The organism is Bacillus cereus group sp. BfR-BA-01453 (assembly GCF_022662915.1).
GTDB classification, from domain to species: domain Bacteria; phylum Bacillota; class Bacilli; order Bacillales; family Bacillaceae_G; genus Bacillus_A; species Bacillus_A paranthracis.
This window is the reverse complement of sequence record NZ_JAKUEN010000004.1, coordinates 277943-298110: the sequence shown is the minus strand read 5'-3', so window position 1 is coordinate 298110 and position 20168 is coordinate 277943. Positions and strand designations below refer to the sequence as shown.

Genomic DNA, 20168 nt, shown 5'->3' with positions numbered 1-20168 from the left:
TCCCTCTTTCTATGCCAAAAAGCCGAGTTCTTTCGAAATGCGATTCGCTGTCTCTTTCACCTTAGCGATAAAATATGAAATGTTACTTTCGCTGTACTCAATTGCTAATCCTGAAATACTAATGCCTGCTACAACCGTTCCGTCGCTTGCGAAAATAGGCGCTGCTATAGCTGCTGTATGATTTTCTAACTCCGAATAACTAATCGTATGTCCTTCCTTTTTCGCCATTTGTAACACTTCTAACAATTGTTCCTTATCTACGATTGTTCCATCTGCAAACTGTTTTAAATCCGTTTCCTCTATGTATTTCCGTTTCTTTTCCTCTGAGAAATACGATAGTAAAATTCTCGGACATGCACCAGCATAAAGTGGTGCTCTTCTTCCAACCGCTGTATATACACGTACAGGCTGAACGCCTTCCATCTTTTCCACATAAATCGCGTCATTACCATCTTGAATAATTAAATTAACTGCCTGCCCTAAACTACCTCTAAGCTCTTTCATATATGGAATCGCAATATTTCTTACTGATAATCTTTGTGATACAAGTTGACCAAACCGTAAAAAAACGACTCCTAAATGATATTTCCCCTTTTTGTTTTTTTGTAAAAACTCCATTTCTTCTAACGAGCCAATTAAACGATAAACAGATGTTTTCGGCATACTTGTAAGCTGAACCATCTCTGTTAAACTAAGTTCTTCATGCTCATAAAACAACTTTAAAATATCCATTGTCTTAACTGCCGTTTTATTTATACTCATTCTATCTCCTTCTTGTTCCGAATTACGGAACTTAAATTCCATTTTTCGAAACAAACATATAATTTTAAATTATAAAATATTCTTTCAATTCTATCAATATTTTTTTAAACGTATGACTCGATATATTTTTCAGTAATTTCAAAAACGTAAATAACCCAATACTTTTGTAAATCTTTACATCAAACTATTACATTTCCAATATATTTAAATTATTATGATATATGTAAAACAAAATGTAAGGAGTGTTTCTTTTGAAAAAGCTACTAGTGATTCCTGCTATTATGTTATCTTTTTGTATAGGTTATAATGTAACATTTGCGACAAATGAGGATACTCATTCAACTGCTAAAGTTGCCCAACATCATAAAATAGCGAACGAAGAAATTCATTTTTTCGGATCAAGTATTTCTAGCTTTAACTATTCTCACAGGGATGAATTAAGCCTTCTTGTAAAAAATATAGGGGATTCTCCTTTTAGTTACACTTTATATAACGCTAAAGGTTGTTGGATGATTGACGGAACTTTAAAACCTGGAGAGCAAGCGATCAATGAATTTAGTATAAATTGGAGTGATTGGCTTCCTGAAGGTGAATATAAAATAAAATTTAGAAATAATGATGGCTCTCTTTCAAAAGCTCAAGTTATAGCAAAACCAAACGTTTAAATAAATAGGCATAAAAAAAGTATGGAAGAATATTTCTCCCATACTTCTTTCTTTATAGCGCTCTTACTTGTTTCAACGGCCAGAAAACAGCTTGTCCTTTTCCGACAATTTCATCTTCTGAAATAAATCCAAACATACGACCGTCTTTAGAAACTTCACGATTATCACCTAATACAAACACTTGGCCTTCTGGCACTTTCGTTTTTCCTGTAATTTGTTCTAACGTAAAGTCTGGAGTTAATACACGACCTGCTGCTTTTTCTTTAAACTCTTTTAAATATGGTTCTTCCATCGCTTTGCCGTTTACATATAAAACATCATTTTTATACTCAACTGTATCACCTGGTAAACCAATTACTCGTTTTACTAAATCATATCCTTCTTTTCCATGGAAAACGATAATATCAAAGCGTTCTAATCCACTTATACTATAACCAATCTTATTGACGAGAACTCGTTCGTTATTTTCTAAAGTCGGCATCATCGATTCGCCTTGTACTAATGACGGTGTAAATAAAACACCGCGAATAATTGCGATTAATACAAGGGTAAATCCTATCGTTTTCGCCCATGAGAATAATTCTTTCTTCGTATTTTCCTTCATCGTTTCTCCTCTTTCTTAATTGTTTATTGTATGATTTGAACTAATTCTTGTACTAAATTAGGATCAATTTCAGCAAAACATGATTTCCCTTCTCTTACCGCTGTACCGACATGAGCTTGCGAAATTCCAGTTTCATTTAGCAATTGCTTTATATTTTCTTTCGTTACACCAGCTCCAACAACAAGCTGAATTTGACCATCGCTTACTTTTTGCATATCTGTAAGCACCGGAATATTATCAACTATATTCCCTTGTCCACCTGAAGTTAAGACGTGAGTCACTTTATGAAACTTCTTTAACGTTCTCATCGCTTCTACTGGATTTTCTATGTCATCTATTGCACGGTGATATGTGACATTTATCCCATCTACCACAGATAATAAATCCGCTAGTTTCTCTTCATCCACTTCATTTCTTTCATTTAATACACCTAATACAACACCAGCTACTCCTAATTTCTGAGCAACTACAATATCTTCTTTCATCATTTCAATTTCTTCTTCCGTATATGTAAAAGACTTCGCATGCGGACGAATCATAACGTGAATCGGTATTTTTACTGCTTCTACCGCTTTTTTTATAAATGCATAACTCGGCGTTAAACCGCCTTCTGTATAAGATGAAATTAATTCAATTCGCTTCCCGCCAGCTCGTTCAATTCGTTTCACATCTTCTAAACATGTTGCAATAACCTCTAGCATGAGATGACCTCTTTTCGTGCTTTTTTCTTATTATACAGTAGGTGAAATAAGAAGCATAGTATTCTCCTATAAAACGATAAAAAGAAGAATGAAAAGAAAGATTTTTTCATTTGATAACATTTACTTTACGCTCATTCGTTTCCTCTCCAGAACCGGGGCCGTATTATTTATCCGCTTATAATGCAGATGGATCTGAAAGTAGGATGAGACTTCTGGTACAGCCTAAATAATAGGAAAAAGGAGTAACCTCTAGAACTTCATACTAGGTGTCACTCCTTTTTATTTTATAAAAATACTAGGTTTCCCCTATATATTTAGTTATTTTTCTTAACTACTTCATTATAATAGTGGCTAAAGGCTTCTACTAATGCGTCAACGGAAGCATATAATTCTTCTGGTGTATTATCTACGCCTCCCATTTCAATAAGTAATGCATTTGGAGAAAGATCTTGATTATATACTCCATTCCCGCTTTTACGATCTTTAATAAAAATGCCTCGGCTTAAACCGTAATACTTCTCGTCTAAATATGAATTGATTGCCGTTACTATTTTTTTATTTTTTTCAAAGCTAGGATTCTCTCGTCCTAAAATAAAATAGAGCCTCGCATAATTCTTTCCGTTAATATTTTTAGTTGTAATATTTTTTCTTGCATCATCTCTATGAAGGTCCATTGGAAACATAATATTTTTATCTTGTGCTAATTTTTCTTGTAATATTTGACGAGATCCTTTGTAAGATTGGGCCCAGTTTAAATTTTTATTTCGCAGAAAGTCCCTCATATTTGTCGTATCATGTGAAACGCCTATCCCTTTTTCTTCTAACTTTTGTTTTAAATAATTCCCAACAAACGTAATGTTCACTTCATTATTTGTACTAGAGGCATCATCAGGTTTAGTAGCACCTGGAATGAGAGGAATAAACGCCTCCCAACTATGTGTATGATAAATAAAAACTTTATTTTCACCGTTATTTTGTGTATTTGAATTGTTCTCTTTCTCACTCTTTGGGTGTTTAACAACAGTACCTTCATTCTTAATATTCTCTAAAGGAATGCTGGATTCTTCAGGAATGTTCGTATAATCTGTCCCTTCCCCGGCAATTAATATTTCTGAATAAAATTGATTCATATTTGGAAGTTCTCGAGTTAATAAGCTTCGGAGGTCATTTACATTAATATTTGTAGAAAGTGAAAGTAAAAAAGATTCCAAAGACGCTCGTCCTTTTTCTTTATGAAATTCTTCGGCAAAATAACGATTTTCACTGCCTATCATATACATAAGGCCTTTAGTAGAATTCGTTCCTAATAATTGATTAATATAATAAGATTTAAATACGTTTGAATTACTAGAAATAAAGAATGAAGTGAGAATACATATAATCGTGAATAAAATACATATCATGACATACTTTATATTAAATACTTTCAGTTTCACTTTATTCATTTTATATCTCCCTTCATTTACTATATTCTTACGCATAATTTTCAATGAATATGATTACTAATTTAATAGAATCGTCTCAACTACTATTTTTGCATTTAATCTCTTTCCGTAAAGCAAACGAGGTTAATTTGCCATACGCAAATATCACTAAAGATTTTTAAAAGAAATGAAATAACCTGAGTCTACATTTGTATAGACTCAGGTTATTTCATTTCTTTATTTTCCATGTCAATGCCTAATTCGTCTTTCAAGAACTTCATACCTTTTCTTGTAAGATGGACAGCCCGATTCTTATCCGTTTTTGTAATCCATTCCTGTTCAAAAAATAGTTTTGCTATTGCAGATCCTAACCAACCAGAAATATGGTAGCGTCTTTCACTCCAATCAAGACAAGGTTTTGCAAATACTCTCCTATTTATATTTGCCTTATTAATATTTATTCCAAAATTCAGAAACCATTGCTTACCTTGTTCCGTTACAATGTATTCTCCTTTCTCTAAAATGATAAATTCCTTATCTAATAATTTTTCGGTTATCTCTACACCGAGTCTGCCTGCAAGATGATCATAACAAGTTCGAGCATAACGAACTTGTTTTAGTTGACCCGATTGTTTTAAAGAACGAACTTGGACTGTTGGGGCGATTGTCCCTAATTTTTCAAGAACTTCTGCTACCTCTTGATTAGCAAGTCGATAGTAACGATGTCTACCATGTTGTTCAACTGTAAGTAGATTCCCCTCTACTAATTTAGAAAGATGAGAACTAATTGTTGGATATGACACTCTTGCCATATAAGCCAATTCACTAGCAGGTAGTGCTTGATTATTCATTAAACAATCTAAGATGATTGCTCTTGTAGGTTCAGCAATTAGTTTAGCAATATATGAGATATTCGGATATACATTCATATTTCGATGATACCCTAACTATTAAATTGATACAATTATTTTAAATTTAACAGTAAAGGAGAATGTATTATGAATGCAATTGATCTTAGTATATTAAATTTAAAAGAAACGAGAAGGCGCTCAGAAAAATTATGGATTTCTCTTCCCGATAATTTTCTTAATTGGAAGCCTGATGATGAGGCTATGTCCTTTGGTGAAATGATTCGTCACGTATGGAGTTCAACTTTTTACTATCATATGATTTTAAAAAACAACGGCTCAATAAACGACATACGTTTCCCGTATGATGACGAGCCAATTACTTGTGTTAAAAAAGAGATTGAATTAGCACAATCATGTTTTGCAGATTTCATAGAATATGTTCAATCAATAAGCATAGCAGAGCTAGATTCAAGACTTATTGATCGAAGCGATGTTGGCTATCAACGATATTTAGGCGATATGCTATTACGAATTGCCTATCATGATGCGGTCCATGCAGGTCAATTTTTACAATATTTACGAATGGTAGATTTGGAAAGACCATTAATTTGGGATTAAATTTAGTAATTATTTATAAAGGTTCCAAATTGGCATTACGATAAGAATTTTTCAACAAGAAACAACCATAATAACCATTTATATTAAAAACCTACATCTCAACTTGGTACGTTCCTGCACATAAAAAGCACGTGTTCGATTACTAATCAAACACGTGCTTTCAAAACAACTATATTGTACATAAACAATAAAATTCAAGTTAAAAAATCTACGACCGAAACACCGCATCCGCCAACATAGATAGTGTTGCATCATCCATCGGCGGATTGTGTAGTCCTGCTCTAACGTTTAAATAGTAACGGTGAAGCGGATTTTTTTCTGATAAACTTTTTGCTCCTACGATGCGCATTGATTTATCCACTATGGATATCGCCGCATTTGTTACGGCGTATTTCACTGCCGCTAATTCTGCTTGCAGTGACAGTTTATCTTCTGCCTCATCGTACTTTTTCGCAATTTGATATAAAAAGACGCGAGCTTGCATAAGCTCGAGTTCTAATTCTCCAACTAATCTTCTAACATTCGGTAATAAACTAATAGAATGGTTTAAACTATTTGGTTTGTATGATCCCGCAAACTGAACTGCATAATTTCTTGCTGATTGTGCAATTCCTAAATAACATGCTGGTATATGTAACAACCAGCCAATACCCTTTTGTTTCACTTTCCCGCCTTTTACATCCGTAAAAAAACGGTTGTCTATCTCTACATTTTGTAAGACAAGGTCGTGGCTAGCAGTGCCTCGCATTGCAACGCTATCCCACGTTTCTTCAATGGATACACCGATTGTATTTCTTGGAATGACAAACTCACCAACTTCTTCTTTGCCCTCCATACTTGCTGAAATAATAAAATAATCAAGTACTGGCGCCATCGTTGTAAAAGTTTTCCTTCCATTTATAACCCAATTCTCGCCTTGTTGAACCGCTATTGTTTCTGGTTTACCGCCACGCGTCGGGCTCCCTGTTTTCGGTTCTGTTGCTGCCCTATTAAAGAGCGCCCCATTTCGCACTTCTTCGCAAAACCATTTAAACATCTCATCATTCCAAGAGCGATTTTCCGCTAGTTCTTTCACAATGCCAAGATGCCAGCCAATCGATAAGGCAGTAGCCCCGCAGCCTTCCGCAATTTTCTCTTGAAATAGAACGAAGTCATATAAAGAAATCGCACTACCACCAAATTTCTTCGGTAACGTTAATTTCGTATATCCGATATTTTTCAAATCATTTATATTTTCATACGGAAATGATCCTAATTCACTTAGTTGATGCTCCCTTTCCATGAACTTCGGAATCAATTTATTTATTTGTTCAATAATGAAAGATTGTTTTTCTGTTTCAACAAATGAGAGTGCCATACTATAATCTCCTTTATGCTCGATTCTTAAACCGTTCATTTTGTCATTATGATTATATGAAGCTACCTCTCTATTGTTTCACTATTCCGATAAAAATACAATGTTTTTGACTAATAAGAAAAGTTCCTATTGAAAAATAGATTCTTTCCTTATTAGTCTCCCTTCAATGCCTTTAATGGCAACGAGGTTACATATCCAATATATGAGAATAATTCTTTAAAGAAGAATGGGATTTCTGTATCTAACGTTTTATATGCTGATGTCGGCGTTGGTGAAGCATACGCTTCAATATTAATATGTTTTGCGATTCTCATTGCGCGTTTCATATGAAGTGGATCACTTACAATCGTGTATGTCTGTATTCCGTTCTCTATTCCAACTTCCTTCGCATTCTTTAAATTTTCTTCAGTGAAAAGGGATTTTGTTTCAATCAAAATATCTTCCTCTTTTACACCTTGTTTCATTGCATATACTCTTGCAGTACGCGCTTCCTCAAGCTCTGCCTCAAACTTTGTACCACCCGTAAAAATAATCTTTTTAATGTTTCCGTTCTTATATAAAGAAATCGCATGATTAATTCTTTCTTTAAATACAGGGGATGGTTTCCCATTCCAAGAAGCCGCTCCTAGTACGATACCAGCATCCGTTTTCACACTATCGTCTGTTTTAAAACGGTAGCTCCAAATATCGTAAGCTGCATAACTTACATATAAAATAGCAGAACAAATCATTAGTAAAAATACTTGAAAGATTCGTCTTTTCTTACTCTTCTTATTTTCTTTCATTTGTAATTGCCTCCGTACATCATCCATACTTCTATAAAAAAACATTTATATCAAATCGTTTTGTTTGAGTTTATTTAAAAGAAGGAACTTTACTTGTTATTTATATATAAAAGGGTTTTCATTTAAAATTGAGGATTATCAATTCATTTTCATTTGCGGTTTTCATTACATGTTTTAAATTCATAAGTTTATTACCATACAACTACATTGTAACGAATTTTTTCTCAGAAGGGAACGATGAAACAAAAGGAATTAAAATAAAGTAGCATTTTGTAAGAAAAAAGGTATATTTTTCATGTATCACAAACAATATACCTTTCAAAACACGAATTATAGCTTTTCTTTATACAACTCTAATTTTTCTAACAATTGTTCTTTCACGTCTGGCCATTCACTCGAGATAATACTGTACACCACTGCATCTCTCACATAACCATTCGGTAATTTTCTTTCATTTCTAAGCACGCCCTCTTTTACTGCGCCTAACCTTTCAATTGCTCGTTGTGCTTTTTCATTTCTTGCATCTGTCTTAATTTGTACCCTGAGCATATGCAGTTTTTCAAAAGCATACTGGAGAAGCATATACTTACACTCTGTATTTATACTCGTACGCTGGACACTTGGATGATACCACGTTTGTCCTAACTCGACTGTTTTATCTTCTACTGAAATATTATATAGACGTGTACTTCCTACAATCTTATTCGTCTGTTGATCTACTACAACGAAAGGGATTTGTGTACCCTTTCCATAACCTTGTATCGCTTTTTGCACATATTGCTGCATATCTTGCACACTATCCATTTTAGAGATTAAATACGCCCAAATTTCCCGATTTCCTTCTACAATCGAAAACAAAGTTTCGACATCATTACTATCCATTAACCGTAGCTTTGCTCTTTCGTGAATGATTTCCATTTGTAAGCCCCCTTTTTCTTACTATATCATAGAAATATACATTTTATTATACGGATATTTAAATTAAAGTTTTAATACCTTCTTACATAATAATCGACAAAAACCTCTAACAAATACCGTGTACATCCCATTATAGCAAGCCGAATTTATATTGGTTTCATTTCATGTAAGGTTTTTCTTTTTCTAAAGGTCTATATACGTTCTTTAAAAATTTGCATACCAAAAACGCTATTCTTTCTACAAAAAGATTCTTTTTTTTCATTTATGAATCAATTTTTCAGCTTAATAGTATGGATAATTCTGGATTAAACCCAAAAAATACTATATAATAATAAAGTGAAAATTTTACAGTTAATTCATATGGGGTAAATGGGAGGATATAAACATGCTAGATCAAATTACTTGGGGAACGCCAGGAAGCTTATTATGCTTAGGATTCTTTTTTGCAGGGTTAGGAATTTTCTTAAGAAGTATTACGTCATATTCGAAAAACAAATAAAACATCAAAAAAGTATACATTTTAAAGTATTTAATTGATAAAAACACTAAACAAAAGAATCCTTCCTTTTATAGAAGGATTCTTTTTTATACCTTTCCCCTTTTTAAAGCAACAAATAAGCAATCGGCGTAATAATAAGTAACGTTAATATCGTTCTTTGTACATAGAGAATAATAAGTTCCGATACTTTTAACGGAATATCTGTAGATAAAATACAAGGAATGGAAGCTGAGAAGAACAATATAGATGATACCGAAACAATCGCAATGACAAACTTTGTCACAAGTGGTGCACTTACAACTAAAAGAGAAGGTAAAAACATTTCTGCGATACCAACGGATGCCGCTTTAGCAGCTAGTTCTGCTTCTGGTAATTGTAATAGCCATGTAAAAGGATAGAATATATAACTGATCCAATCAAATATTGGCGTGAATTTCGCTAAGACGATACCAATTAAACCTACTGACATAATAGATGGTAAAATTCCCATTGTCATAATAAATCCATCTTTTAAATTCACCGCGATATTTTTCATAATACCCGGTGCAGACTTTGATACTTCTAACGCATCTTCCCAAGCGCGTTCTAGCATTTTCTCTTTATAAACAGGCTCTGGGAATCCTTCTTCTGTTACATATGTATCTGGTTTTCTACTAAGTGGCGGGATTCTTACGGTGATAGCAGTTACGATGAATGTTACAACGAGAGTCGTCCAAAAATAAACATTCCATAAATGCATGATGTCTAATGTTTTTGCGATGATGATCATAAATGTTGCGGATACTGTAGAAAATCCTGTAGCGATAATGGCCGCTTCTTTTGTCGTATATTTTCCTTCTTTATATACGCGATTCGTAATTAATAAAGCCAGTGAATAACTTCCCACAAAGGACGCAACCGCATCAATTGCTGATCGTCCAGGTGTTTTCCATAACGGCCTCATAATCGGACGGCAAAACGTACCGATAAATTCAAGTAATCCATACCCGACTAATAATGCTAAAAAAGCCGAACCAATCGGAACGAGTAAACTTACCGATATTACTAGTTTCTCATACAAAAACGGCCCAACATCTGGCGCAAAGAACCAAGCTGGCCCTACTTTCAAACAATATAATACACCGAAAACGACGCCAACCACTTTTAAAATCGAAAAGCAAATATCTACGATAGATGTATTCCATTTTTTCGTATAAAACGGATAAATTGCACCCATTACCATAACGAGTAGTGCGTAATAAGGTACGACGCTCGGAACCGAAGCTCTAATCCACGACACGATATGATCAATCATTATGGAAGAAGCGCCATTTATCGTAACTGGTACGAAAAACATAAACACCCCAACGAGACTAGCGAGTACAAACCGAAGAATGATGCTCTTCTCACTCCCTGTCTTAATTACATTCCTTTTTAATTCAATTTCACTCAAAATTCGACACCCCCTATTTATCTAAATATTCTGTATAATTATATTAAATCCCTTCTTTTCATTTGAAAATGACACAAGCAATAATCTTACATTTTTATTGTCAGTCTCCAAAAATTATCATATAATATCTTTCGTATATGTTACATATACTCATTTCAAACATATATTTTGTAACTAAATTATTTCTTTTTTCAATTTACTCTTTAAATTAACCTACATAAAAATAGAAGGAGAATGGAAATTTGAAAACAATAAAAATAACTATGGCAAGTGCGTTGCTATTTGGTGCTATCATCGCTCCATCTAGTTCTTTCGCTGTGAGTGAAACTGTAACACAAAAAAATAATGCGCAATTGGAGAATTACGAAGACGAAGACGATTACTACTATCAATTTCCTGATGTTATTGGCTGGGCAAAGCCGTCCGTTGATTATTTAGTAAAGAAAAAAGTCTTATCTGGCTTACCAGACGGTACATTTGGACCTAATCTTGAAATTGATAGAGCTTCTGCCGCAATTATCATGGCAAAAATATTAAACTTACAAATAGACGCTTCAGCAAAGCCATCATTTAAAGATTCCCAAAAACATTGGGCTACTCCTTATATTGCTGCAGTTGAAAAAGCTGGGATTATTAAAGGCGTCGGGAATGGAAATTTCGAACCTTCTGGAAAGCTAACGAGAGCTGCTATGGCCTCTATGCTTGTTCATGCATATAACTTAGACAAAAAAGCCACTGAAAAACTACCTACTGTATTCCGAGATTTAAAAGGACATTGGAGTGAAAAATCGGCTAATCTTCTTGTTGCTCTTGGTATTTCACTGGGCTATGGTGGTAGTCATTGGTATCCAGATAACACGATTACCCGTGCAGAAGCTGCAAGTTTAGTTGCTCGCACAGACCAATCGAAAGATAAAGAAATTAAATTAAAGCAAGTTACTATGAAACAACATTATTTTATTTATCCTGAAACCTCTCTTCATTCAGGTATACTTGCTGAATATGCACCACAAACCGTTACTGTATTCGATGAATCTGAAAATGGATGGATTAAAATTGCTACGGATCATGGGTTAAAGTGGACACCATTAAAAGAGAAACAAGTATACATTGATAAAAACTTTGTTACCTTTGATAGACCGTCAAGAACAGGATACGTGGTTGGTAAATATCCCCCTCAAACTGTAACAGTTGTTGAAGAAAATAGCATCTGGTTAAAAATTCGCACCAGCGAAGGGCTTCAATGGATGAATCCATATTTAAAAGAGGGTGAAGGAAAAGAACTAACATACATACCACGAACATTTTTCGCTTACGATAGCCCTAATTTTTCTTCTAAAATATCTGGAAAGTATGCTCCACAAGGCGGCATCGAAGAATTAGCTATGGGAGATGACGGATGGGTACAAATTCGTACAGATAAAGGACCAAAATGGATAAACATGTCTTATCTCTTACGTCCAAAGCTCCTCTTAAATGTTCCTACCATTAATCAATTGCCCGAACTACAAAAAGGAAGTGCAGTTGTTTCACTACAAATGCTTTTAGAATACTATACAGGACGTTCATTAAATAAAGTAGACTTTGCTAATCAAATGCCATTTGATACAACGAGATATCAGATGGAAGAAGGCGGAAAAATTACAGTTTGGGGTGATCCAGACATCGGATTCGTTGGTGACGTAACAGGAAAAAGATTGGGTTACTCTATTAACCCGGCACCATTGAAACAATTACTTGATAAACATGCAAGAGGTACAGATTTAACAGGACAGGATTTCTCTGTATTAGAAAGCTATGTACGTAATGGTAAACCAGTTGTAGCGTGGGTAGGAAACAAAATAACTGCTCCACAACTAGAACAAACTTGGAAAACACCTCAAGGAAAAACCGTAAATGGATACAGAAATGCACATACTATTATCATAACTGGTGTAGATGATCGTAACATTTATTATAATGACCCACTAGACGGTAAAAAAGACCAGCCAATGGTAAAATCCCGATTTGAGCACAGTTATAATCAAATGGGTAAAAAAGCTTTAAGTATCGATTAATCATATAAAAAAGCCTATTTTGATTGTATGATTCAAAATAGGCTTTTTCTATTACTGTCCATAATCATCCACAATTACTTGAATGACACGATACGATTCTTCTGCCACTATCTTATTACTACTCTTATTCGCATCATATGTAATTAACGCCTTCCAAAGTGCCCATCCTCTCGCTCTATTCCACGTTTCTTCATCTATTTGTAGTACTTCTTTACATATCTTTCTACTACTTTTATCAAAAAACGTCCATGACATCGCTGCATCACTTGGCAATCTTACACTCATCCCCTAAGTGAAATGTTCTGTTATCATGCCCACTAAACTTTACAGGTTTCACCTCTAAATGTGTCCATTCAGGAAACTGTTCCCCCTATTAATCTTTTAACTAAACCAGTATCAATTTGATTCATTTACTCTCCCCTTTTCTTTTGAAACTTACTAAATCCATCTGTACTGCCAACATATTCAAAACCATTGCTCTTATAAAAATCATTCAATATGCGATTATGCCCTACACAATCTAGTTTTAAAAACTCTTTGTCATGTTGTATATTCTCTTCTATCCACCGTAACATCCATTCTCCGATTTCGTTCCCCTTATACTTCCGGTTCACCGCAAATCTATGAATATATAATGAATTTGAAACTTCCTCTTTACCAAAAATATATTCATCCCATTCATTTTGTTTAGGAGATACTGTAACTGTACCGATAATTTCATCTTCTTTCGTAACCACATATGTATATTTCTCTCTTATACCTTCTAGTATTTCAGCCGTAGCCTCTCCGCCTAACAGATACTGCCACTGATCTACTTCTTTATGTTGTAGCCACTGCGCTACCTCTTTTAATAGAGTGATAATGTTATCACTTTCCTCTTCAGTAGCGGTTCGAATTGTGTATTCTTTCGTTATGGTGTTTCTCTCCATACTGCCGTTCCCCTTTCAATTTACTACTATACTGACAAACGTGTTCTACCATCATTTTCGTCTGTAACATATTCAACATAAAAACCTTGATTGAGTGCATTTTCATACATCAATTCAATCACTTTTTGATCTTTCGCATAAATTTGTATGTAATCGCCATCTGCTACTAATACGACTATCTCACACTTACTTTCCATAAACTCTTCATATGTTTCAATATCTAGTACTATTTCTCCTTTGAGATATGCTTTTAAATCTGCAAAAATAAGATAATATACGTTGTTTTTAAATAACCTGTTCAAATCCGATCCTTCCATTACACTTGGTTCTTCTGGAAATAACGCTTCATCCAATCCACCACGTGCTACTAAGTATGACTCCTCACTCCCTACCCACCAATCATATGAAGGAATATGAATTGGCTTTAATACTTTCCAAAGTAAATTATTATATTCATTTGGAATTTCTACAAAGATTCCTCTTTTCATATGTTTACTCCTAACATATTTGTTTCCATTTTTGTTTCATACATTATATACGAAATTCAGCTACTATATATAACTTGTATTTCATCACAAAAACCGTCCCACTACTAGTGAAACGGTTTTAATTCCTTAAGCATTCACTTCGTCTTCACAAAATAATATAAAAACCACACCGCATGATTTTGTTCATCGGCAGCTATTCTACGCAGTAACTCTTTCAAATGTGTATCTGATGTCTCATCTGCAATTTCCAAATAAAAATCCACTGTCTTCTGTTCATCTTGTATAGCGAATTCTAATCCTTGTAAGTACGTATTTGGACATTCTTCCGTAATTTTTGGTTTCGGCTGCTGACCAGTTACATTTGTATAGATTTGTACAAACTGATGAAAATGCTTTATTTCATCGTTACGAATTTCAAGAATTTGATTTCGTTCCGCCGCATTTGGGGCCATGTTAGCTAATTTTGCATAGCAATTTATAGCACTAAACTCTCCATTAATTGCTTTCTCAATATCACGAATCAGCTTATCATTTTGCCTATACCAATCATAATCATTCGAATTATACATCGTATCCCCTCCATTATTTCGCATAACATTTTATGCAATTTGAAATAGCAGGAGCATGTATTAAATAAGGAACCGCAAATCCAAACTCTTCTATTCCCTTTAACCTATAAGTTAATAAAAGATAAAAACGCTTCACTCCTAGTGAAACGTTCTTATCTTTTATGCAGTTACTTCCGCTTTATGTTCCTTTACTACACTACGTTTGAAAGCAGTCGCTAAAATAATAACGATACTTACTACGCCTATCCAAACGAGCACTGTTACAGGTGTACTCCAGCTTAACCCTTTTCCGATGAAGAAGATTTCTCTAAGTCCTTCAATCATAAATCGCATTGGCAACCATGCGTACACCCAGTCTTGGTAAAATGGCGATAACATTTCCGGTGCTAATGATAATAACGGTGCACCGAAGAATAGTAAGAGAGCGAATACACCGATTCCCTTTAGTCCAACTAATGAAAGTACCGCCGATATCATTAAGAAGAAACTAAACGATGTAATGGCTAAAAATAAAGCCGTATCAGTGAAATTCGAAATATTTAACCCTACCATACCATCCGCAATCCATGTAAGACCAAATCCAATGACAAGTGCCGCGACAGCCCCTGTAATAATTTGTTTTAGTTTTAATACGAAGTTTTCTTTTCTTGTGCCTACTGGCATTTTACTTATCGCAATAAAGATAAGTGCCGCGCTCGCTAAACTTGCAATCCATAACGGTTGAAATAAAGAAATTGGCGAATTACCGTTCGCACTATTTTTTCCGGTTTCATTTACATTTGTCACTTTCTTTGTAATCGGTGTTACTACATTTGAAACTTGATCTGCTGTTAATGTAGCTCCTTTTGCTTTCAGTCCTTCTAATATTTGTTTACGAACATTGTTGTTCATATTATCAACTACAGTATTTAACATTTGTCCTGCCATAGTTGATGCCGCTGTATTCATTCCTTGATTGATGAATATTTCTACTTCTGGCGAAGATGGCTGTGGTGTTCTTAATGATGCTTGTTTTGTACTAAAGTCTTTCGGAATGACTAATGCTGCATAATACTCTTGATTATTTAAACCTTTTTGTACGGATTCCTTATTTTTTACTTCTACCCACTTTACCGCAGGTTCTTTCTCTGATTTTGATGTCTTTTTCATATTATCAACGATTGTTTGCCCCATGTTCATTTTCGGTTGATTTGGAATTTCTACTCCTTGATCCTCATTTACAATTGCGATTGGCAAATTTTTCGGATTAGGTTGAACGGTTGGAAATAATGTTAATGAAAAAATAAAAACTACAAGTAGTGCAACAACTGGTGATAATAATAAAAGTTTATTTTTAAACATTTTCTTTCCTCCTCCTTACATTTGATTTATAATAACCAACAACGTGTTGTTTATTTATATTTTGAATTATATGTTCGAGTTGAACCTTATACAATAATCAAAAATCGTGAATGTGTCGGTTATCATACACATTCTTGAAATGTGTTGGCTAAAATGAAGGAGGGACATTCTTTGCGAGATAGTAATTTAGATTTACGTGTTGTTCGTACGAAAACTGCCATACGAAATGCATTGGTGGAATTAATTGAAAAAAAAGGTTTTGACGCCATTACAGTGAAAGATATTACAACGAAAGCAAACATTAATCGCGGTACTTTCTATGCGCACTATCAAGATAAATTTGATTTAATGACAAAATGCCAAGAAGACATTATGTATGAGTTTTCTAGCATTGCAAAAAAGAGATTCCCAGAAGTGATTGCGGATCTCGGATCGAACCCTTCTCCTACAATGCCGTTTCTACTTATCACTTCTATTCTTGAATTTCTAAATGAAAATAGTGATTTTATGAAAGCTGTATTAAGCCCAAAAGGAGATTTATCTTTCCAAACAAAACTGAAAGACTTTATGTGGAAAACATTATTTGAAGATACGAACGGTGCCCTCATTAATAAGGATAACTTACTTGTCCCAAGCCAATATTTAGCTTCTTATATGGCATCTGCTCATATTGGTGTCATTCAGCAATGGTTAAATAGTGGCCAAAAAGAAACACCTGAGGAAATTGCTCGTATTTTATCAACAATCGCAGTTCATGGACCTTTTTATGCAGCTGGCTTAAAGAAGTGAGTTATTGCAAAATAAAAAGATCATCCACTATTTATAGCGGATGATCTTTTACTTCATTACAACACTTCAATATACCCTTCAGTCCCATGTACCCGAATTCGTTGGCCATCTTTTATTAATTTCGTAGCATTCTCTACCCCAACGACTGCTGGTAATCCATATTCACGTGCAATCACTGCTCCGTGCGTCATAAGTCCGCCGACTTCAGTGACTAATCCTTTTATAGATACAAATAATGGTGTCCAGCCAGGGTCAGTAAAAGCCGTAACTAATATATCTCCCTCTTCTAAATTCGCATCTTCCATGTTTAAAATAACGCGAGCTCTTCCCTCAATCACTCCTGAGGAAACAGGCAAACCTACAATCGCATCAGCTGGGAGATTTTCTCGTTTATATTTTCCTGTAATGATTTCTCCATCAGACGTCATGATACGAGGAGGCGTTAGTTTTTCATATAATTTATAATCATTTTTTTGTTTTTGGATAAGCTCGTAATCTAGTTTATTCGTGCGGACTACTTCGTGAAGTTCTTCAAAAGTTAAATAGTATATATCATCGACATCACGAATGATACCGCTCTGCACAAGTTGTTCAGCTTCTTTCAATAATGCCTGCTTGTATATGAAATAACGATTAATCATACCGTATTTTGGATATTCACGGTAACCGATAAAATTACGGATATTACGAATCATTTGCTTCGTCTCTTCTACTTTTTGTTTACTATCCGGTAAGTGCTGTAATCGCTCTATTAACTCTTCTTCTTTTTTCAAAGCTTCTTGCAGTCCTTCTTCAAATTTCCGCTTACTCGCACCATATTCAAAATCTCTTATATTATTTAAAATCATCGGGATAATTGTAGTTGGCTTTTCACTCCAGCGGGTTTTCGTAATGTCAATTTCTCCGCTGCATCTCATTCCGTATTTATTTAGAAAAGTAGAGATTGCATCTCGAGCTTTCTCCCCGCCTTTAAACTGAACCAATTCATCTAAAAAGCTATCATCTTCTACATGTTGTAAATACGTAATAACTTCTTGATATGGGCGAATCACATCAGCGACATCCATTAATGCTAAACCCATCTCAGATGTAATATTATTTTGTACCGATTGAGAAAGCGTGTCTGCTGCATTCTTTTCGCCCAGCCATTGCTTCATTTTTTCATTTATCCATGTTGAAGCATTCATACCTGCCATAATAACAGCGATACTTTGCGGGTTAAATAATACTTTTTTTAATTGCTGAATATCTTCCAAAATAAAATTAAGTACGTCCACTCCTGATTTCAGTTGCATATTTTGTTTTAACTCTTCAAGTGATGCTTCACTATTCTTTATTAATTCCGTAACGATTGCTGGATCATTTTCGATTTCTGGTTGCGTGCTTACAGGTGGCACACCTTTACCAACACTCTTTTCTTTTTCATCATCCGGCAACAATGTAATAAAATTATCTCGCTCGATTATAGTCGTTAATGCATCTCTTACGAGTGGATCTGATTTTCCTAAAGTATTTATTAAATAATCTCTGCTAGCAGGTGAAGCTAATTGTTGCGTAGCATCAACAAACAGCCGTCCTCCCGCTTTACGCATTGGGGCACTTGTCGTTAACAGGAAAAAAGATAACCCTAATGGTTTCATCGCATCGGTCATCATTTGTTGGTGACCAACTGATATATATACATGATTTTCCCCATCATTTTCTGCCGGAATTGGATATAAAGTCGTTATCGGCCTGCTTTGAACAATATAAACTGTATTACGGGCTAAACACCATTCAATATCTTGCGGACAGCCAAAATAAGCTTCTATCTGTCTTCCGATCCGTTCTAGTTGTAATATTTGTTGTTCAGACAATGTTTGAACCTTTTGCTGAGCCGGATCAATCTGTTTCGTCTCTGTTCCGCCCTCTTTTACAGCATAAATAGCTAATTTTTTAGTCGCTATCATCGTTTCAGTAATTTTACCTTCTTTTACTTTATAATTATCGGCAGAGACCAGTCCTGATACTAACGCCTCACCAAGTCCAAAACTGGCATCAATTGATAGCACCTTTCGGTTAGAAGTAACCGGATCAGCCGTAAATAAAATTCCCGAAGCCTCAGGGAAAACCATTTTTTGAACGACAACACATATAGAAACTTGATTATGTTCAAAACCATTTTGCATGCGGTACATAACGGCTCTCTCTGTAAATAAAGACGCCCAGCACTTTCTTACATGCTGTAAAATCGCTTCTTTTCCGATAATATTTAAATACGTATCTTGTTGACCTGCAAACGAGGCATACGGTAAATCTTCAGCCGTCGCACTAGAACGCACGGCATACGCATGTTCATTTCCAAAACGTGAGAGATAATGAGCTACCGCTTCCACTACATCAGAAGGGATTTGTACTGCCATAATGACTTCTCTAATTTCCTTACTCATTTCACCAATTTGAGCTCGGTCTTCAAGTTTCAACTTGGTCAGCTGCTGCAACAAAGTTTGAAGCTCTTCATTTTGCTCGATGGCTTTTTCATATCCTACCGTTGTAACACAAAATCCTTCTGGCACCTGTATACCTTGAATGTTAGATAACTCCCCTAAATTCAAACCTTTTCCGCCGACGAGTGAAAGCTGCCCCTTTTCTATTTCCTGAAAATCGAGAACGAAAGAACTCATATAACATCTCTCCTTACTATGCATGTGTTCTTGATTGTAGCAGGAGTAAATGAGAAGAAACAGTCTATTTCGAATTTGATTTACATGATATAATTAAGTTAGGAAGAGATTAAATAATGCCCTAGTTGCATAACGAAGCAGCTAGAGCTTCTTATTTCCTCTCAATTTTAAATTACAATTTGTTCACAACTAACTTCAATGTATTTCTGTTTTCTCCTTTTATTATAGAAACGCCATGAATTATCACACAATTCTTATCTCAACAAATGGTACATAACTCAAAATACGCCTTAGTTTAACCTCCTGTGAGCCTTTTCACAGGAGGTTTTATACATACATATATTATTTATAATTAACCCGTTCTCCTATTTTTCAAAAGCATATTTTGTGTCATAATAACGCTTTTTAGAATTTATATATACCTTCTAATTTTTCTAAAAAAGGATGATTGTATTATTGTTAAAAATAATTTTAAGATCCTTTTACTCTATCCAACAGGATTTGAAAATGAAATAAACAAATTAGAATGGGCGCTTGATCATGTTTTTCCCGTTCAAGTTTCAAGTAATTATCAAAACAAAAGAACTTGGTATGTCCTCTTAAAAGATATACACTTAAACTCAAAAAAATAATATAAACTACGACTTTAAAATCAATATTCTTTGTTTACATTTTATATAAATTGACATATCTCCCCCTTAATTCTAAGACTAAGT

18 protein-coding genes and 2 pseudogenes are annotated in these 20168 nt (G+C 34.5%); 5 read left to right on the top strand and 15 right to left on the bottom strand.

Annotation, left to right across the window (positions count from 1 at the left end):
- Positions 1 to 9: 9 nt before the first annotated feature.
- Positions 10 to 762 carry an IclR family transcriptional regulator gene (locus MR070_RS11575; RefSeq protein ID WP_242261315.1) on the bottom strand — a complete coding sequence of 251 codons (753 nt, stop codon included), beginning with the start codon at positions 760 to 762 and terminating at the stop codon, positions 10 to 12.
- 251 nt (positions 763 to 1013) lie between these two features.
- Between MR070_RS11575 and MR070_RS11570 the strand changes: the two genes are divergently transcribed.
- Positions 1014 to 1427: a hypothetical protein gene (locus MR070_RS11570; protein WP_000735606.1), complete on the top strand. Its 414-nt coding sequence runs from the start codon at positions 1014 to 1016 to the stop codon at positions 1425 to 1427.
- A gap of 52 nt (positions 1428 to 1479) precedes the next feature.
- On the opposite strand, the gene lepB is transcribed toward MR070_RS11570, so the two are convergent.
- The 4 genes from lepB to MR070_RS11550 form a co-directional block, all read right to left on the bottom strand.
- Positions 1480 to 2031: a signal peptidase I gene (gene lepB, locus MR070_RS11565; RefSeq protein WP_000662493.1), complete on the bottom strand. Its 552-nt coding sequence runs from the start codon at positions 2029 to 2031 to the stop codon at positions 1480 to 1482.
- Positions 2032 to 2054: 23 nt separating this feature from the next.
- The gene (locus MR070_RS11560) at positions 2055 to 2732 is read right to left on the bottom strand and encodes a copper homeostasis protein CutC (protein WP_242261314.1); all 678 of its coding nucleotides are present in this window, start codon (positions 2730 to 2732) and stop codon (positions 2055 to 2057) included.
- Between the two features lie 314 nt (positions 2733 to 3046).
- On the bottom strand, positions 3047 to 4177 hold the full coding sequence (gene spoIIP, locus MR070_RS11555) for a stage II sporulation protein P (RefSeq protein ID WP_242261313.1): 1131 nt from the start codon (positions 4175 to 4177) through the stop codon (positions 3047 to 3049).
- A 203-nt stretch (positions 4178 to 4380) separates the two neighbouring features.
- Positions 4381 to 5085 carry an ArsR/SmtB family transcription factor gene (locus MR070_RS11550; protein WP_242261311.1) on the bottom strand — a complete coding sequence of 235 codons (705 nt, stop codon included), beginning with the start codon at positions 5083 to 5085 and terminating at the stop codon, positions 4381 to 4383.
- Positions 5086 to 5154: 69 nt separating this feature from the next.
- Between MR070_RS11550 and MR070_RS11545 the strand changes: the two genes are divergently transcribed.
- A complete protein-coding gene (locus MR070_RS11545; protein WP_000991260.1) occupies positions 5155 to 5625 on the top strand; it encodes a DinB family protein in 471 nt (156 codons plus the stop codon).
- Positions 5626 to 5833: 208 nt separating this feature from the next.
- Here MR070_RS11545 and MR070_RS11540 read toward each other — a convergent pair whose 3' ends face one another.
- The 4 genes from MR070_RS11540 to MR070_RS11525 form a co-directional block, all read right to left on the bottom strand.
- On the bottom strand, positions 5834 to 6982 hold the full coding sequence (locus tag MR070_RS11540; protein ID WP_242261310.1) for an acyl-CoA dehydrogenase family protein: 1149 nt from the start codon (positions 6980 to 6982) through the stop codon (positions 5834 to 5836).
- A 152-nt stretch (positions 6983 to 7134) separates the two neighbouring features.
- Positions 7135 to 7767: a YdcF family protein gene (locus tag MR070_RS11535; protein ID WP_000662222.1), complete on the bottom strand. Its 633-nt coding sequence runs from the start codon at positions 7765 to 7767 to the stop codon at positions 7135 to 7137.
- Between the two features lie 330 nt (positions 7768 to 8097).
- A complete protein-coding gene (locus tag MR070_RS11530; RefSeq protein ID WP_000402598.1) occupies positions 8098 to 8685 on the bottom strand; it encodes a GNAT family N-acetyltransferase in 588 nt (195 codons plus the stop codon).
- 602 nt (positions 8686 to 9287) lie between these two features.
- Positions 9288 to 10616, bottom strand: coding sequence for a YjiH family protein (locus MR070_RS11525; protein ID WP_242261309.1), 1329 nt, complete (start codon positions 10614 to 10616; stop codon positions 9288 to 9290).
- A gap of 242 nt (positions 10617 to 10858) precedes the next feature.
- On the opposite strand from MR070_RS11525, the gene MR070_RS11520 reads away from it, so the two are divergent.
- Entirely contained in the window at positions 10859 to 12673 is a 1815-nt protein-coding gene (locus MR070_RS11520) for an S-layer homology domain-containing protein (protein ID WP_242261308.1), read from the top strand.
- Positions 12674 to 12724: 51 nt separating this feature from the next.
- On the opposite strand, the pseudogene MR070_RS27215 reads toward MR070_RS11520, so the two are convergent.
- The 5 genes and pseudogenes from MR070_RS27215 to MR070_RS11495 all read right to left on the bottom strand — a co-directional run.
- A pseudogene (locus MR070_RS27215) lies at positions 12725 to 12937 on the bottom strand (aminoglycoside phosphotransferase); the annotation flags it as partial.
- A 146-nt stretch (positions 12938 to 13083) separates the two neighbouring features.
- Positions 13084 to 13602, bottom strand: coding sequence for a GNAT family N-acetyltransferase (locus tag MR070_RS11510; RefSeq protein WP_000440840.1), 519 nt, complete (start codon positions 13600 to 13602; stop codon positions 13084 to 13086).
- Positions 13603 to 13628: 26 nt separating this feature from the next.
- Complete coding sequence (locus MR070_RS11505) at positions 13629 to 14090, bottom strand: DUF2691 family protein (RefSeq protein ID WP_000820159.1); 462 nt, start codon at positions 14088 to 14090, stop codon at positions 13629 to 13631.
- Between the two features lie 134 nt (positions 14091 to 14224).
- Positions 14225 to 14659, bottom strand: a complete 435-nt coding sequence (locus tag MR070_RS11500) for a ferritin-like domain-containing protein (protein WP_139895245.1) — start codon at positions 14657 to 14659, stop codon at positions 14225 to 14227.
- A gap of 159 nt (positions 14660 to 14818) precedes the next feature.
- A complete protein-coding gene (locus MR070_RS11495) occupies positions 14819 to 16000 on the bottom strand; it encodes a YhgE/Pip domain-containing protein (protein ID WP_242261307.1) in 1182 nt (393 codons plus the stop codon).
- A 171-nt stretch (positions 16001 to 16171) separates the two neighbouring features.
- On the opposite strand from MR070_RS11495, the gene MR070_RS11490 reads away from it, so the two are divergent.
- Complete coding sequence (locus tag MR070_RS11490; protein WP_001205701.1) at positions 16172 to 16789, top strand: TetR/AcrR family transcriptional regulator; 618 nt, start codon at positions 16172 to 16174, stop codon at positions 16787 to 16789.
- A 56-nt stretch (positions 16790 to 16845) separates the two neighbouring features.
- Here the strand turns inward: MR070_RS11490 and ppsA are convergent, their stop codons facing one another.
- Complete coding sequence (gene ppsA / locus MR070_RS11485; protein WP_000094167.1) at positions 16846 to 19452, bottom strand: phosphoenolpyruvate synthase; 2607 nt, start codon at positions 19450 to 19452, stop codon at positions 16846 to 16848.
- A 455-nt stretch (positions 19453 to 19907) separates the two neighbouring features.
- Here ppsA and MR070_RS27305 point away from each other — a divergent pair.
- Positions 19908 to 20084: pseudogene (locus MR070_RS27305) on the top strand (DUF1796 family putative cysteine peptidase); the annotation flags it as partial.
- Between the last annotated feature and the right edge of the window lie 84 nt (positions 20085 to 20168).

Bases quoted from the DNA above. Each gene is read 5' to 3' on its own strand.
- MR070_RS11575 (WP_242261315.1), bottom strand. From the start codon at position 762: ATGAGTATAAATAAAACGGCAGTTAAGACAATGGATATTTTAAAGTTG.
- lepB (WP_000662493.1), bottom strand. From the start codon at position 2,031: ATGAAGGAAAATACGAAGAAAGAATTATTCTCATGGGCGAAAACGATA.
- MR070_RS11560 (WP_242261314.1), bottom strand. From the start codon at position 2,732: ATGCTAGAGGTTATTGCAACATGTTTAGAAGATGTGAAACGAATTGAA.
- spoIIP (WP_242261313.1), bottom strand. From the start codon at position 4,177: ATGAATAAAGTGAAACTGAAAGTATTTAATATAAAGTATGTCATGATA.
- MR070_RS11550 (WP_242261311.1), bottom strand. From the start codon at position 5,085: ATGAATGTATATCCGAATATCTCATATATTGCTAAACTAATTGCTGAA.
- MR070_RS11545 (WP_000991260.1), top strand. From the start codon at position 5,155: ATGAATGCAATTGATCTTAGTATATTAAATTTAAAAGAAACGAGAAGG.
- MR070_RS11540 (WP_242261310.1), bottom strand. From the start codon at position 6,982: ATGGCACTCTCATTTGTTGAAACAGAAAAACAATCTTTCATTATTGAA.
- MR070_RS11535 (WP_000662222.1), bottom strand. From the start codon at position 7,767: ATGAAAGAAAATAAGAAGAGTAAGAAAAGACGAATCTTTCAAGTATTT.
- MR070_RS11530 (WP_000402598.1), bottom strand. From the start codon at position 8,685: ATGGAAATCATTCACGAAAGAGCAAAGCTACGGTTAATGGATAGTAAT.
- MR070_RS11510 (WP_000440840.1), bottom strand. From the start codon at position 13,602: ATGGAGAGAAACACCATAACGAAAGAATACACAATTCGAACCGCTACT.
- MR070_RS11505 (WP_000820159.1), bottom strand. From the start codon at position 14,090: ATGAAAAGAGGAATCTTTGTAGAAATTCCAAATGAATATAATAATTTA.
- MR070_RS11500 (WP_139895245.1), bottom strand. From the start codon at position 14,659: ATGTATAATTCGAATGATTATGATTGGTATAGGCAAAATGATAAGCTG.
- MR070_RS11495 (WP_242261307.1), bottom strand. From the start codon at position 16,000: ATGTTTAAAAATAAACTTTTATTATTATCACCAGTTGTTGCACTACTT.
- ppsA (WP_000094167.1), bottom strand. From the start codon at position 19,452: ATGAGTTCTTTCGTTCTCGATTTTCAGGAAATAGAAAAGGGGCAGCTT.